We start from the raw sequence: 15297 nt of genomic DNA on the forward strand, positions 1-15297 counted from the left end.
CAAGTAAGTTTTTTCGTTTCTATTCCCAATAAAAGTTTGTTATATGGTTATGCAAGAAGTTTAATACTCATAGTTTCAAGCATATACTGAAATATTTCATTAGCTATAGCAACATCTTGGCGTGGGGCTTTGCCGTGTTCTATAAACACAGAGATTGCATAGCGCGGGTTATGGTAAGGGCCATAGGCGATAAATAACTTATGACTTTCGCCCTTAGAGTTTATCTCTGGTGTACCGGTTTTACCGGCAATTTGTATACCGCTTAGCCCTTTCTTATAGGTTCCAGTTTTAGAATTCACCACATCAAACATAGCTTTTCGAACTATGCTAAGATGCTCACAATCCACATCAATATCGGGAAAATCTTGTATCGTTTCATTCATCTTAATGCGGGGAATTACCTCTTTTCCTGTTGCAATCCTCGCTGCAAGAACTGCAAGCTGTAGTGGTGTTGTAAGCATATACCCTTGTCCTATAACTAAGTTGATAGTGTCACCTAAATACCACTGCGAATATAGCTTTCGTGTACGCCAATCTCTATCTGGCAACAACCCTGGAGCTTCTTCTTTAAACGTTCCAATCAGTGGCCCACTTCCAATACCAAATTTTCTGGCCATTTCTACTAGAGAGTCTACACTTATTTTTTTCCCTATATTATAAAAGTAAGTGTTGCATGATAATGCCATTGCCTCATTTAAAGATACATACCCATGGACTTTGCTTTTCAGACAACGAAATTTCCGCTCACCTATTTTCATATAGCCCTTGCACGAGAATTTCTCTTCTGGTGTTATTATCCCGTCTTTTAAACCCGCAAGCGCAACTATTACTTTAAATATTGAACCAGGTGGAATTTGATATGATAACGCACGATTCACGAGCGGCAATGAAGGAGCATTCAAGCTCTCCCAAGTCTCATTTGATAGCCTGCTAGCAAAAAGATTATTATCGTAAGAAGGTGAATTATATAATGCTAAAATTTCTCCATTATTTACATCAATTACCACTGCGGAGCCTTGGTGATCTTTAAATACCTCTGCGGTTTTCTCTTGCAGATTAATATCAATTGTCAGTTGTACATCTTGTCCGTCTTGTTGTGGTATGCTTGATAATTCTTTTATGACGCGTTTTTTAGAATTTATTTCCTGCTCAGATTTTCCTGACTTGCCTTTCAATATATGATCATATGTATATTCAATACCGCTGATTCCTACTTCGCTTATGCCTTGCTGTCTTTTTGTATATCCGATTACATGAGAACACATTGAACCAAACGGGTAATAACGTTTATAAAGAGCAGTTATTTTTTCTGACGATTTTGCTATTTTAGACTCGACTTCTGATAATGTCTGCAAATCAACTTCCTTACCAGAACCATCAAACAAAACAACATACGAAATTTTGTTTACCGCAAGTTCAATGCTATTCCTATCTAAAATTTTGCCCCGCTTAGGCATAATAGTAGCAACTCTTATTCTATTACTATTAGATAGTGCTTCGTACTTTTGTCTGTTTCGTATTTGTAAATTATATAACCTGCAACTAAAAACCGCAGAAATGGTAAGCTGAATACCACCTAATATGAATGCTCTGCGGTTAAAGACTTTGTTTTTTGTCCACATAACATTCCTTCAAAACACACTTTTTTCCCCTCTTTTATTGTTACACTTCTGGCTTTTACCGTATTACAAACCCTTTTTTCCCACTCACTTAAGGTCACAAACTTATAACCTGATTTTTTTAGTATTTTAATAATATGAGGTAAAGCTTCAATTGTGTTTGACCTGTTATTGTGATCATGAAACAGTATAACTGCTCCATTATGTACATTACTTAAAACTCTTTCAACTAAAGTTTCTGGCTTATCACCTTGCCAATCTAGCGAATCAACTGTCCATAATATTGAATACATATTTAATTGATCAGTATTTTCAATCAGATTATCGTCATAACATCCATATGGCGGACGAAACCATTTTACATCTTGTTTTATTGCATTTTTAATTGCTGTATTTGTCTTTTCCAATTCTTGCAATTGTTCCTCACTTGAAAGTGATGTCAACTTCCTATGCGACCAAGAGTGATTGCCTAACTCATGACCTGATTCATGAATTTTCTTTACTATTTCAGACGTTTTTTCATTTATACGTTCACCAAGCACAAAAAATGTTGCTTTTGCTTCATAGCTTTCCAGAACATTAATAATATCGTTTACTCTATTGTTAGACGGTCCATCATCAAACGTAAGCGCAACAAACTTATCGTCGTTATTCAATAATTTTTTTATATTACTTAAATTTCTATATGATAGATCTAGATTACAACTGAGCCCACAGTATGGTAAATTAAAATTACAATCACTACAAAAAGCCGTACTTGAATATAGTAAGAAAAAAGTGATTATCCTTATAAACATTTGTAATCAGCAAAGTGATAGAATACTACACTTTTTTGCTAAGTTAAGCCATCTTTAATTGCTGTAGCCTTTACTTCATCGCTTCTTTAATATATTGTATTAACAATTTTATATAATATATTATGATTGCAAATATAAATACCGTTGCGCTTCAGGGAATTAGCACAGTAAATGTCAATGCACAAATTCATATGGCAAATGGTATTCCAGCTTTTAATATTGTTGGCTTGCCGGATAAAACTGTTGCAGAATCCAGAGAGCGCATCAGAGCAGCGTTAAATTCAATCAATCTACTACTACCTCCAAAAAGAATTACAGTTAATCTCTCCCCTGCGGATTTGCTGAAAGAAGGCAGTCATTATGACTTGGCTATTGCTATTGGACTACTTGTTGTAATGAATGTGATACCAGTTGAAAAAGTTCAGTCTTATATCATTATGGGTGAGCTTGCCCTTGATGGCAGAGTTATTCCAGTTTCAGGAGTGCTGCCAACAGCAATTAATGCAAAAAAGGACAATAAAGGAGTAATTTGCCCGAGAGGAAATGGTGTAGAAGCTGTATGGGTGAAGAATGTTTCAATTCTGGCTATAGAGAAATTAACTGATATTATCAGACACTTTAAGGGTGAGTAATTAATTCAGCCAGTAATTTTTAATTATAGTGATGCACCCAAAGAAAAAAGATTGGTTCCCGATATGAAGGATATCAAAGGCCAAGTTGTTGCAAAAAGAGCAGCTGAAATTGCAGCAGCAGGTGGGCATAATATGCTTCTTGTTGGCCCTCCTGGTACTGGAAAATCAATGCTTGCTAAGCGCTTTATAGGATTGCTGCCTGATTTAACCGAACAGGAGATGATTGATGTTAATATTATTTCCAGCATAACAAAAACTGGTAATGAAATATTCAAAGTAACTCGTCCCTTTCGTGAACCTCATCATTCATGCTCTATGCCAGCGATGATAGGGGGAGGAAAGAATGCAAAACCTGGAGAAATTACCATGGCTCACAATGGCGTGTTATTCCTTGATGAGTTGCCAGAATTTCCAAGACTTGTGCTTGATTCTCTGCGCCAACCACTTGAAGATAGAAAAGTTACCGTTGCAAGGGCAAATGCTCACATAACCTACCCTGCAAATTTTCAACTGATTGCTGCAATGAACCCTTGCAGGTGCGGTTATTTAGGTGATGCAAGCAGATCGTGCAACAAAGCTCCAAAGTGTGGCACAGATTACAAAAACAAAATATCAGGCCCATTGCTTGATAGAATAGACATATGCATTGAAATGCCAAACGTTAGCATACTCTCTCCTGAAATCTCTGTGGAGGGAGAAAGTACTAAAATCATAAGAGAAAGAGTGATAGCAGCAAGAAAAGTTCAAACTGAGCGCTATAGTGAATTAAATATTCGTTGCAATTCAGAAGTAAGCGGTGAAGCATTTAATAAATTTACTGAACCAGATCAGGCAGGGTTAGAATTGCTAAAATACGTACTGAAAGAAAATTACATTTCCAATCGAGGCTACACACGCGTATTAAAAGTTGCAAGAACTATTGCAGATCTTGCAAAAAGTGAAGAAGTAAAAAGAGCACACATTGCTGAAGCGCTCAATTACAGAATAAAGGTATATTAAAAAATTAGTTTACTTGACAGGCAATTTTTTTTACTATATGCTTCCTTAATGAAATTTTAACATTCTATTTAAGGAGTAGAGTTATGGCATTAACAAATTATAAGTATGGAAAAGGGGATAGCATTTTTCATGCTATTTCAGAAGGATATATACGAGCTGAAAAATACTGGGGAATTCCTGGTGCTGCTGGTGGAGCTGGTCAGTACGCTATGCATAATAAAGGGAGAACAGCATTATTTCCGCTTGCAGTTGCAAGTGTTGTCTTTACAGCAATGCATATGAAAGCAGGCTTTGTTAGTGCAGCAGAAGCTTCTGGGTTTCTTGCTAAGACTGCCAGTTACTTTGTTGGAACAAATCAAGCAATAGCTGCTTCATTACCTGGATTTATCGGAACAGGTGTTGCTGGTCAGATAGTTGCGGGTGCCATAATGGCAATTGCTGCAGTTGCTGCTGTTTATGGAACATATCAAGTTGCCTCAAAATTAAAAGATGTTGCAGTTGAAGCATCGAAAGGGAAAGATCAGGAAGTACAATAATCTTCAACAAAATAAAAAGGGATAGGTTTCTTTCCCTTTTTATAAACATTTTCTATTTTTTGCATCGGTTAAGTGATGTCATTTAAGAATCTAGTTATTATAATTAACGGCACTTATTAGTATAAATGTTAAGAATAAGTAAATCCCGTTTACTGTTTACGCCTATAGAAGTGAAAAGTATTTGCATATTATTAAAAAAGCGGTAACTTATTATCAAGTGAATTCGCTAAATTTGAGTAATTTAAATGTCTATTGATCTTAGTCTCCCGGAGTTGCCTATATTACACCCAAGGATTACCGTTGTGGGAGTGGGTGGTGCTGGTGGAAATGCTGTGAATAACATGATCCAATCTAATTTGCAAGGAGTGAATTTTGTTGTCGCAAATACCGATGCTCAAGCACTAGAAAAGTCGTTATGTGATAAAAAAATTCAGCTTGGCATTAATTTAACTAAGGGGCTTGGTGCTGGTGCTTTGCCTGATGTTGGCAAAGGTGCAGCAGAAGAGTCAATTGATGAGATTATGGAGCATATAAAAGATAGTCATATGCTTTTCATCACAGCAGGAATGGGCGGTGGTACTGGAACCGGTGCAGCACCGGTAATTGCAAAAGCAGCCAGAGAAGCAAGAGCCGCAGTTAAGGATAGAGCGCCAAAAGAAAAAAAGATATTGACTGTTGGAGTTGTAACTAAACCGTTCGGTTTTGAAGGTGTGCGCCGTATGCGCATTGCAGAGCTTGGACTTGAAGAACTGCAAAAATACGTGGATACACTTATTGTCATTCCAAATCAGAATTTATTTAGAATTGCAAATGAAAAAACTACATTTTCTGATGCATTTAAACTTGCTGATAATGTTCTGCACATTGGCATCAGAGGAGTAACTGACTTGATGGTCATGCCAGGGCTTATCAATCTTGACTTCGCTGATATAGAAACAGTAATGAGCGAGATGGGCAAAGCGATGATCGGCACCGGAGAGGCAGAAGGAGAAGATAGAGCAATTAGCGCTGCAGAGGCTGCAATATCTAATCCATTGCTTGATAATGTATCAATGAAAGGTGCGCAAGGAATATTAATTAACATCACTGGTGGCGGAGATATGACTCTGTTTGAAGTTGATGCTGCAGCCAATAGAGTGCGTGAAGAAGTAGATGAAAATGCAAATATAATATTTGGTGCTACTTTTGATCAAGCGATGGAGGGAAGAGTTAGAGTTTCTGTTCTTGCAACTGGCATTGATGGTCGCAATAATAAATCAGAAACTTCACCTATAAGTCAGAGCGAAGACTCAGAGAAAGAGAAATTTAAGTGGCCATATAGTCAAAGTGAAAGTACGCAAGACAAAACACTGGAAACAAAACCAGCTGAACAGGTAAGCGAAGGAGCTAAGTGGGGCAGCAATATCTATGATATACCAGCTTACTTAAGAAGAAAAAAATAATGCAATTTTGGCTACTCAAGTCAGAGCCAAGTGAATACTCATGGCAAAAAATGGAAAAGGATCAGGTAGTTGAGTGGGATGGTGTGCGCAATTATCAAGCTCAAAATTACATGAAAATTATGAAAGCAAGCGATCTTGCGTTTTTTTATCATACAGGTAAAGAGAAAGCAATACTTGGAATCGTTGAAGTATTTAAAGAGTATTATCATGTTAATGATCCCAAGTTCGGATTAGTGAATGTAAAGTTTTTGAAACCTTTAAATAACCAAGTAACGTTAAATAATATAAAACAAAACCCACTTTTGAAAAATATGACTATATTAAAACAACCACGTTTATCAATTGCCCCAGTTTCGGAAATTGAATGGAATGAAATAATAAGGATGAGTGATGTGTAATACCTGTCATTTCAGTTCCTAAATGATGTCATCTCAGCACACAACGCACAGCTGTATGAATATTTGTCTCGAAGGCAGTGCATTAAACGTTATAGCCGATTTTGCATCAAACACAAAGGTGTCATTCCAGTGCTTGACACTGGAATCCAGCCTTAATGCAACCACATTAAAGCCGTTGTGTTTTAATATAAGATTAGCTACTTTTATATTCACTAACTTGATGTCTAATCGAAATTCCTGGATCCCAGTGTCTAGGCACTGGGATGACATCCTTCTAGTGTACAATATTCGTACAGTTGTGTACATGACACAAGGGTCTATAACTCTTCTTTTTTGGATTCCAGTGTCAGCTATTTGCATGACACCCTTACTGATGTGTCACTCATGTTAGAAGTAAATATTCTTGACAAGAAATGGTGCAGCATTATAGAAAATCCTAAAAATTTTGTATTAGGTGTCATCAATGCTTCTCTAAAAGAATTAAAAATAGACCACTATAAACCAAATATATCAATAGCTCTGGCTGATGATGACTTGCTACATCAACTTAATTTAAAATTTAGAGAAATGGATAAGCCAACTAACGTACTATCATTTCCGTATGAACAATTGTCTAATGAGTGCGATTTAGGAGACATAGCAATTTCAATAGACACAATAAAAAGAGAATCGCATGAGTATTATATACCCATTCTTGCTCACATTGCACACATGTTAGTGCATGGATTACTGCATTTACTTGGTTATGATCACCAAAAAAAAGATGAAGAAATTATAATGAAAAATCTAGAAAGAGAGATTTTAGCTTCGCTTGGCTACAATATGTGTGCGATTTAAAAGGAATTTAATAAAAATATAGTAGATGATAATAAAATATGTTATCTACAAAGGGTTTTAGCTATAAACAATAAAAGGTAAGTGATATGGTTCAGTTTTCTTTGCCAAAGAATTCTAAAATTAATCAAAAGGGCAAAATTTATCCTATTCCTGCTAGAGCAAAAAACATCAGAAGATTTCAAATTTACCGTTGGTCTGCTGATGACGAGAAAAACCCTAGAATAGACACATTTTTTATTGATATGGATAGTTGTGGCCCTATGGTACTTGATGCATTAATAAAAATAAAGGATGAAATAGATTCGACTTTAACTTTCAGACGTTCTTGTAGAGAAGGCATATGTGGATCTTGTGCAATGAATATTGACGGAACCAATACTCTTGCATGTACTAGATCTATACATGATATAAAAGGTGACGTAAAAATATATCCATTACCTCACATGTATGTAATAAAGGACCTAGTCTCGGATTTGAGCCAATTTTATGAGCAATACAAATCAATTAAACCTTGGTTACAAGCAGATAAGCCTGCCCTACCAAATAAAGAATACTCTCAATCTTCTGAAGATAGAAAAAAATTAGATGGCTTGTCCGACTGTATATTATGTGCTTGCTGTTCGACTGGTTGCCCAAGCTACTGGTGGAATAGTGATAAATTTTTAGGACCAGCAATACTATTACAAGCTTACAGATGGATTGCTGACAGCCGTGATAATAAGACAGGTGAAAGACTTGATGTTTTAAACGACCCATTCAAGTTGTATCGTTGTCATACAATAATGAATTGCACAAAAACTTGTCCTAAAGGACTTAATCCAGCAAGAGCAATAGCGAAAGTAAAACAGCTCATGGTAGAGAGAGAAGGAGTTTAAGTATTATCTTTTGCATTCTTCGTAAGAGAACAGCAAACCTTCCGAAGCGTAGGGTATTGTTAATACCCTGAACGCTTTTCCATTCGTGAAATGCATCGTATCATCATACGATTCAAATAATTTTTTGAACAACTCATGTCTTTGATTACTAATAGTTTGAAAATCCTCTTTTTCTAAAAGCTTTTTAGATTCGCAGAGGTAAAGCATAACTTCATGATAAGTTGGGTAAGATGCCAAAAATTTTGGGTCAAATTGAAAGGTTTTTATAAAAGCATTATTATAAAATTTTAGCTTTTGATTCTTACTATATATTACTATAGCAACCGGTAACCTCTCAAGCAAATTTTTCTGTGTAGCTAAATAACTGTTTAATTCAGTATATAATTTCTCTGCATCACTAACATCTTTCCCATACATTACTATGCTACCAGAACCTTGTATTGGAATTTTAACAAAATCGAAAACCTTAGGTTCGTTCTTATAAGTTATGACATGTCTTCCTGGTTTTGTGCTATGAGCGCTACCGGTAATAGCAAATTTCTTAGAACCATCTACATATTTATCATAAAACAAGTTATAAAATTCCACCTTTCTACTCTTGTTATATCTTAGTATTGGAAATGGTAAAGAGTTGAAAACGTTTTTATAGCTCTCCACTTCCTGTGTAAGCTTACTATTTTCTAACTCAAGTCCGTTAGCCTTTATCTTACAGTCTGAGACATTCCTTATCCATAACAGCACACCTATCACATTGTTAGAATCATCTATTATGCTTCTACCGTAACATATGCAATAAACCTCACTGTCTTTTGACTTTAAATCTAGAGTAAAAGATTTATTTATTTCCTTTGCCTCAACAAAATTTTTGATTAAGCTTTCTGATTGCTCAAAAAAATTCACAAACTCATTAAATGAGTAAAAAACAGTATTAAGCAAAATTAGTAAATTGGGAGAGAACTTTTCTATACGTTTTTTTGCATCCCAAATATAAAACCCATCATTCACAGTATCAATTAAATTATTTATGATAACATTTTGATGCTGTAAGTTCTTAATCTTATTACTAATTTTTAATTTAGAATAAGAGAGAAAGAATAATATTAGAATCAATATTAAAACCACTTCATACAAAAAAAACATAGCACTTTTAAAACAAATGTAAAAATTTGTAACCGCTCAGAATTATGCTGAAGAGGTATATAAGTAAAGATTGCCTAACATTTGAAAGCCCAATCTCTTATAAAGGTTCACAGAAGATTTCATACAATGTGCTACTATATATTTGCATTCAAGCTGTTTAGCTATCTTTATTCTTTCTAAAACCATTTGGGTACCTATTCCACGATTCCTGTAAATTGGTAAAACTCCATCACTATAAAAACCAGCTACGCTATCTTGAACATAAAGACCGCATGTCCCAATAATTTCATTATTTAGTGTTACAAGAAAAAATCTTAATCTTGAGTTCTTATCATCATAATTTGATAATCCGCGAAAAAATGTGCTGACAATTCCAACGCCATGATAAAAAATTTTAGAAGTGTGTAGATCTAACTGTTCTAAGAGGTTGCTACCATTCACAGCATTTAACCTCAAGTTTGGAATAACATCAGCAGGTAAAAAGTAATTTTTCATATTAAGTAAAGCTTTTTTTGGTGTGCTAACGTGTTTTATTTCACACTTTTCTAAAATATCTCTTATTTTCATATGTGAATTTATTACCCATGTTGCTTCTATATCTCTTGTTCTGAGATAATCTAGAGTTTTTTGTATAGAAAGCTCGGTACATTGATCTCCACAGAACACAAAATTAAATAATGACTCCCTGGTACCATTTATTGTAAATATGATGTTATCAAATTCATCGTGTACTTCCCACTCAGATAAATTCGCTGTGTACAGTATATAATCCTTTAGATTTTGAACAATTAAGCTTGAATAATAAATTTTTTTATCCTGCATACACCAACAATAAACAATAAAAGGCTCCTATAAGAACACAGGCTAAAATTGCAGCTATAACGTCATCTAGCATAATACCTAAAGGACCTTTGGTATTTTTATCGATTAAATTTATAGGCCACGTTTTTATTATATCAAAAAACCTAAAAGAAAAAAAGCACAACAACAATGAAGAACAATTCATCTCTTGGCTTAACAATATCGAAACTAAAAGTATCGTCAGCAATTGACCAACCACTTCGTCAATTACTACCTCTTTTGGATCACATGAAGTCTTGTAATGTTTTATATAATTACCTGTAGACCATAATCCAATTAAGAATAAAAAAGAAATAATTGCTGCACCTAAAATTTTGTTGCTCAGGATTACAGGAACAAGCGGAAAAGAAGCCAAACTACCCACAGTACCTGGCATTTTTTTTACTGTTCCAGACAGCCACCACGTTGATATTAATTTATATAAAAATTTCACAATATATCCAAATACAAAATTAACTTATAAGAACAGAAATAGTATCCTCTATAGAGGCGCTTTCATACAATAATCTATAGACCGCTTCACATATAGGCATTTTTATCTTTAGCTTTCCTGCTAAATTAAATATGGACTCAGCAGTGCTAAAACCTTCAATCACTGACTTGCCTTCTGACAAAATCTGCTGAACATTAAAGCCATTGTCACTATTACCTATTTTAAACCCAAAAGATAAGTTTCTTGAATTCAAGGATGTGCATGTCATAATTAGGTCACCCAGACATGCTGGCCCAAGTAGTGTATTTATATCCACACTACCGTCACCAATTTTTGCTGAGTATAAAGCCTTAATTTCGCTCATACTTTTCGTAATCAATGCTGCATGAGCATTAAACCCAAGTTTACTACCTAGAACAATCCCACACGCTATAGCAAAAACGTTCTTTAACGCTGCACAAATCTGTACTCCTATAATGTCGTTACTAAACTCCAATTTAACATTTTCTTGTTGCAGCTCTGATACTAGCTTTGAACCTAATGTGTTATTTTGGCATGCAAGAACCATTGAATAGGGTAATTTTCTTGCAACTTCTACAGCAAAGCTAGGACCTGAAAAAATAGCAATAGGATTGTTAGGTAAAATTTCATTTACTATTTCACTAGGTAATTTTAATGTAGACTTTTCTATTCCCTTACAAGCTAAAATTATTGCTACATCTTTTTTCAGATTACAATTATGCAATTGCTGACATACCTTCCTCAGAGACTGAGTGGGAACAGCGAGGATTGTTACTGAAGCATTAATTGTGTCTTCAATAGCCAATTTTACTGACACATTATCAGAAATTCGACAACCGGGTAGCTTGTCACTTTCTCTTTTCCCGTTGATTGATTCAAATGTAGTTTCATTGCGAGTCCACAAAATCACATCTTTCTTACTACCTAATGAAATTGCGATTGCTGTACCCCATGCACCAGCACCTAAAATTGATATTGCCACACAATATTCCTGAAAATATTACTTATACTTTAAAATAGTAGGATAAGTAAATTAAAAATATAACACAGACATATAGAATAGTTAAATATTTATTAACCGAAGTATTCTTTTAATAATAGTAACTTTAATTCAATATTTACTAAAAATATTATTACTATCATGGTATGTCTATTATATTTTAGATCTATTTATATAACTTTGGAACAATATATTTACTATTAATTAATAAGTGTAATTTTGATCATTTGTTAATAAAAATTTGATTTATTACTTTCCTTAGTTATATATATTACTAAAATTATAAATTATTTATGGGGTGTAAAATATGCGTATATTATTAATTGAAGATGATCAAGTAAGTGCAAAGACTGTGGTTAACGCCTTAACTTCTGATGGACATTTCTGTGACGTTGTTACTTCTGCACAAGATTATAACAATAATATGGTTTCCTCAAACGGAGATTACTATGACCTAGTTATTTTAGATATACACTTGCCTGGTGATATTGACGGATATGATATATTGCTAAGACTAAGAAGTGCAAAAATCAAAGTTCCTGTCTTAATACTTTCATGTATATCCGCTGTCAATCACAAAGCTAAAGGACTCGGTTATGGTGCCGATGATTACTTAACCAAACCATTTCATAAAAGTGAGTTATTAGCTCGAATTAAGGCCATAGTGCGTCGTACTAAAGGCCATCCTGAATCGGTGATAAAGATTGGTAATATAAATATCAATTTTGATCGCAGGATTGTTGAGGTGAAAGGTAAAACGGTTCACCTTACTAATAAAGAGTATTCTATGATAGAATTGCTAGCACTGCGTAAAGGAACAGTATTAACAAAAGAAATGTTCTTAAATCATCTTTACAATGGCTTAGATGAACCTTCAGATAACAAGATAGTTGATGTTTTTATGTGCAAATTACGTAAGAAACTTGAAAGTGCAAATGATGGAAAAAGCCACATAGAAACCGTTTGGGGCAGAGGGTATGTTCTGAAAGAGTATATTGATGATGATGAATATTCTAATGTTAATGTAGGCGAAAGTAGTGATGGCTATCAAGCAGAACAAGTGAAGGACAACGCATGAAATGCCTACACATTTAAATATAGCATGGCTTATATCGCACGTATCATGTGAACGCCTAGGTGAAATATAAGCCGAGTTCTGTTTATGTAGCTATTTATCTGGAGTAAATGTTACCATTTACCGCATGCGATTTACCCGAGTAGATATGAGGAAAACATAAAATCTACTTCTATTTAATCTTGCTCCTAGTGTTGGTTACTCGACTACCAATGTTGCCATTGCCATGGTGTGCTCTTACCACACCTTTTCACCCTTACCTAAAAATATTTTAGGCGGTAATTTTCTGTAGCCCTATAACTGGAGTTACCTCCGGCGGGCATTACCCGTCACTATTTTTCCTTGGAGCCCGGACTTTCCTCTGCTATGTTTATCACACAACAGCAGCTACTTATTTCACCTAGGAATTATACTTTAACATGAAAATCACAAAAGCAAAAGACAATTTCCTAACAGTCTACATATTAAAAACATTTAGACAAATAGCTAAAGGTGATATTCCGGCACATCATCACTATCCCAAGATAAGCTTTTTTCACTTTTAGACTCCGCTTCAGTTAGTCAAGAGCCTGGTCCACCGCTTGAAGACGATGAGCTACTTCTTGATCGACTACTACTTTCTACTGAGAGGTTGTCCGGAAACTAGTAAATTCAAGCATATTCCCTCTTTAACATAACCCTACTCATAGCTAGGTATATGAAATTCTCAGTGGATGTTGTGAGTAAATCATACTCCTTCGATAGCCTTCTATTCCTATTAACCCAAGCAAAAGTCCTTTCTACAACCCATCTTCTTGGCTGTACTTTAAACCCTTGTTCTCTTGTTGGTAGTAGCTCAGGTGGCGTATCTTTGTGCACCCAAAATCTACATGGAGGCCTTGTAACAATTTCAATATCTATGTCATATTCTTCCTTTATGTGATTCTTTGAATTTCTTCCTTGGTATCCCATGTCAGCCCACATTTTTTTAACTTTAGTATATTTTGTTCTCATATTGTTTAATGCTATTTTAATACCATCTCTATCATTTTCGTTAGCAGCGCCTACGTAACAACCTAGTATAAAACCCTGAGTGTCTGTAATTATATGCCTTTTTCTACCCTTTACTTTTTTACTTCCATCATAGCCTTTGATCCCCCCTTTTCTGTAGTCTTTACAGATTGACTATCTACTATACAGGCACTCGGCTGCTCATTCCTTCCTATTTTTCTTCTACTATATTTTGTAATTTCATAATTCATTTTCTCAAAAATTCCCTGCTTCTTCCATTGCCTGAACTGCTCATACACAGTCTTCCATAGCGGAAAATCATTTGGTAAATACCGCCATTGACACCCTGTACGCAATACATAGAAAATTGCTTCTAATATTTCTCTTTTGCTATACTTTGGCGGCCTTCCTCCTTTCTTGTATGATACTCTGAAGTGTTTTTCTATTCTTGCCCATTCCCTTTCGCTTAGATCTGTTGGATACTTTTTTCTCATCTTTACCCCGTACTAAAATTTCAGATATTATAGCCTTTTACTTGTTTCCGGACAACCTCTGATACCAATTCTCATTGTTGTCCAGTCAAATAGGAAACATTGCAGAGTTGTTTAATTGTGGAGCTGGCAAGAGAAGTAATAAATTTGCACAAAGCACCCTCAAGTAGAGCAATTGTATCGTATATTTTATTGCGCAAAATGTTCTGTTTTATATATAACCAAAGCCTCTCAACAGGATTTAGCTCAGGTGAGTATGGAGGTAGGTATATAATGTCGATATTTTTAGGTACCTTTAAATTTTTTGACCTATGCCAACTAGCACAGTCCATAACGAGAAAAGCCTCTCGTGTTTCTAGATATTGCGAAATTTGCTCAAGAAATATGTTCATGCAATCAGTGTTGACATTTGGTGCAAATAAGCTAGAACTCTCTCCATTTCTAGGATTAACTGCACTATAGAGATAGAAATTTTGCCTACCTAATTTTGTTTTAACCTGTGTTCTAATCCCCTTTTTAAACCACCCATGTCCAACTTTTGAATGTGTGCCAAACCGTGATTCATCAAAGAAAAATAGCTCTTTTTCTGGATACTTGCTAATAGCTCCATTGAGATTTTTTTTTGAATTCCTCTTGTTTGCTTTTATCTTGTCCATTATGAACTGGTCTTGGTGTAATATATGAGAATTTCATCTTTTGCATATGGCGGTGTACTGTAGATTTGCTGATATTTAATCCGAACTTTTCCTGGATTCTTATTCTCATTTCTTTAATGGTGATATTAGGATTTTCTTCTATCCACTCTTCAATTTGCTGTAGTTGAGCCTGATTTAATTTAGTTTTTCTACGACGTTGTGAAGGAGCAAACAGTTTTTCTTCTCTGCCAATTTTCAAGAGTTTTACCCACGAAGTTAGTGCGCTTCTTGAAATGCAATATATTTTTGCTACAGCCGTTATACTGTACTTTTTTGCTGCAATTACAGCATTTAGTTTTTTTGAAACATATGCATTATTCCTTACTTTCTTCAGCATTTCTTTTGCTGATTCTACTACTTTTTCATCCAATAATTTTGATCTTAATGCCATTTAAACCTCGCTATTTTACTTACTTCAGTATGGCTTTTCTTCCATCATTGTCCATCTGTTTGCCC

Annotated in this window: 14 protein-coding genes, 1 other RNA gene and 1 pseudogene; 7 read left to right on the forward strand and 9 right to left on the reverse strand. The window is 34.8% G+C overall.

Annotation, left to right across the window (positions count from 1 at the left end; all coding sequences use genetic code 11):
* Positions 1-47 precede the first annotated feature (47 nt).
* Positions 48-1622, reverse strand: a complete 1575-nt coding sequence (locus ABWU31_RS02140) for a penicillin-binding transpeptidase domain-containing protein (protein WP_006280388.1) — start codon at positions 1620-1622, stop codon at positions 48-50.
* Positions 1577-2416: a polysaccharide deacetylase family protein gene (locus ABWU31_RS02145; protein ID WP_010962787.1), complete on the reverse strand. Its 840-nt coding sequence runs from the start codon at positions 2414-2416 to the stop codon at positions 1577-1579. Before ABWU31_RS02145 ends, ABWU31_RS02140 begins: the two co-directional genes overlap by 46 nt.
* A 122-nt stretch (positions 2417-2538) precedes the next feature.
* Between ABWU31_RS02145 and ABWU31_RS02150 the strand changes: the two are divergent.
* From ABWU31_RS02150 to ABWU31_RS02180, 6 genes and pseudogenes are all read left to right on the forward strand, one after another.
* Positions 2539-4047, forward strand: a pseudogene (locus ABWU31_RS02150) (YifB family Mg chelatase-like AAA ATPase).
* Positions 4048-4130: 83 nt separating this feature from the next.
* Positions 4131-4583 (forward strand): hypothetical protein, encoded by a 453-nt coding sequence (locus tag ABWU31_RS02155; protein WP_353271307.1) that lies wholly within the window; start codon positions 4131-4133, stop codon positions 4581-4583.
* Between the two features lie 245 nt (positions 4584-4828).
* A complete protein-coding gene (gene ftsZ, locus ABWU31_RS02160) occupies positions 4829-6025 on the forward strand; it encodes a cell division protein FtsZ (protein ID WP_010962790.1) in 1197 nt (398 codons plus the stop codon).
* On the forward strand, positions 6025-6423 hold the full coding sequence (locus ABWU31_RS02165; RefSeq protein WP_077188253.1) for an EVE domain-containing protein: 399 nt from the start codon (positions 6025-6027) through the stop codon (positions 6421-6423). Before ftsZ ends, ABWU31_RS02165 begins: the two co-directional genes overlap by 1 nt.
* A 384-nt stretch (positions 6424-6807) precedes the next feature.
* Positions 6808-7260 carry an rRNA maturation RNase YbeY gene (gene ybeY / locus ABWU31_RS02175; RefSeq protein WP_010082473.1) on the forward strand — a complete coding sequence of 151 codons (453 nt, stop codon included), beginning with the start codon at positions 6808-6810 and terminating at the stop codon, positions 7258-7260.
* An 86-nt stretch (positions 7261-7346) separates the two neighbouring features.
* Positions 7347-8135, forward strand: a complete 789-nt coding sequence (locus tag ABWU31_RS02180; protein WP_010082472.1) for a succinate dehydrogenase iron-sulfur subunit — start codon at positions 7347-7349, stop codon at positions 8133-8135.
* Positions 8136-8138: 3 nt separating this feature from the next.
* Here the strand turns inward: ABWU31_RS02180 and ABWU31_RS02185 are convergent, their stop codons facing one another.
* Genes ABWU31_RS02185 through ABWU31_RS02200 form a run of 4 tightly spaced genes read right to left on the reverse strand, consistent with a single transcriptional unit; the run spans position 8139 to position 11572 of the window.
* Positions 8139-9275, reverse strand: a complete 1137-nt coding sequence (locus ABWU31_RS02185; protein ID WP_236514561.1) for a hypothetical protein — start codon at positions 9273-9275, stop codon at positions 8139-8141.
* Positions 9276-9317: 42 nt separating this feature from the next.
* Positions 9318-10097, reverse strand: a complete 780-nt coding sequence (locus tag ABWU31_RS02190) for a GNAT family N-acetyltransferase (RefSeq protein ID WP_006280097.1) — start codon at positions 10095-10097, stop codon at positions 9318-9320.
* Positions 10087-10569, reverse strand: coding sequence for a phosphatidylglycerophosphatase A (locus ABWU31_RS02195; protein WP_006279290.1), 483 nt, complete (start codon positions 10567-10569; stop codon positions 10087-10089). Before ABWU31_RS02195 ends, ABWU31_RS02190 begins: the two co-directional genes overlap by 11 nt.
* Before the next feature lie 19 nt (positions 10570-10588).
* Positions 10589-11572: an NAD(P)H-dependent glycerol-3-phosphate dehydrogenase gene (locus ABWU31_RS02200; RefSeq protein ID WP_006280098.1), complete on the reverse strand. Its 984-nt coding sequence runs from the start codon at positions 11570-11572 to the stop codon at positions 10589-10591.
* Between the two features lie 325 nt (positions 11573-11897).
* Between ABWU31_RS02200 and ABWU31_RS02205 the strand changes: the two genes are divergently transcribed.
* The gene (locus ABWU31_RS02205; RefSeq protein WP_353271308.1) at positions 11898-12668 is read left to right on the forward strand and encodes a response regulator transcription factor; all 771 of its coding nucleotides are present in this window, start codon (positions 11898-11900) and stop codon (positions 12666-12668) included.
* A gap of 51 nt (positions 12669-12719) precedes the next feature.
* Here the strand turns inward: ABWU31_RS02205 and rnpB are convergent.
* From rnpB to ABWU31_RS02220, 3 genes are all read right to left on the reverse strand, one after another.
* An RNA gene (gene rnpB, locus ABWU31_RS02210) (RNase P RNA component class A) lies at positions 12720-13069 on the reverse strand.
* A gap of 247 nt (positions 13070-13316) precedes the next feature.
* A protein-coding gene (locus tag ABWU31_RS02215; RefSeq protein ID WP_353271062.1) for an IS5-like element ISWpi1 family transposase occupies positions 13317-14149 on the reverse strand; the annotation gives its coding sequence in 2 pieces (ribosomal slippage) (positions 13317-13780 and positions 13780-14149; 834 coding nt in all).
* A 71-nt stretch (positions 14150-14220) separates the two neighbouring features.
* Positions 14221-15232, reverse strand: a protein-coding gene (locus ABWU31_RS02220; RefSeq protein WP_265029767.1) for an IS630 family transposase whose coding sequence is annotated in 2 segments (ribosomal slippage) — positions 14221-14769 and positions 14771-15232 — 1011 coding nt in all. Because the reading frame shifts where the segments join, the coding sequence is not laid out codon by codon here.
* Positions 15233-15297: the final 65 nt, after the last annotated feature.

Origin of the sequence: Wolbachia endosymbiont (group A) of Alloplasta piceator (assembly GCF_964028505.1) — a bacterium.
Classification (GTDB): domain Bacteria; phylum Pseudomonadota; class Alphaproteobacteria; order Rickettsiales; family Anaplasmataceae; genus Wolbachia; species Wolbachia pipientis.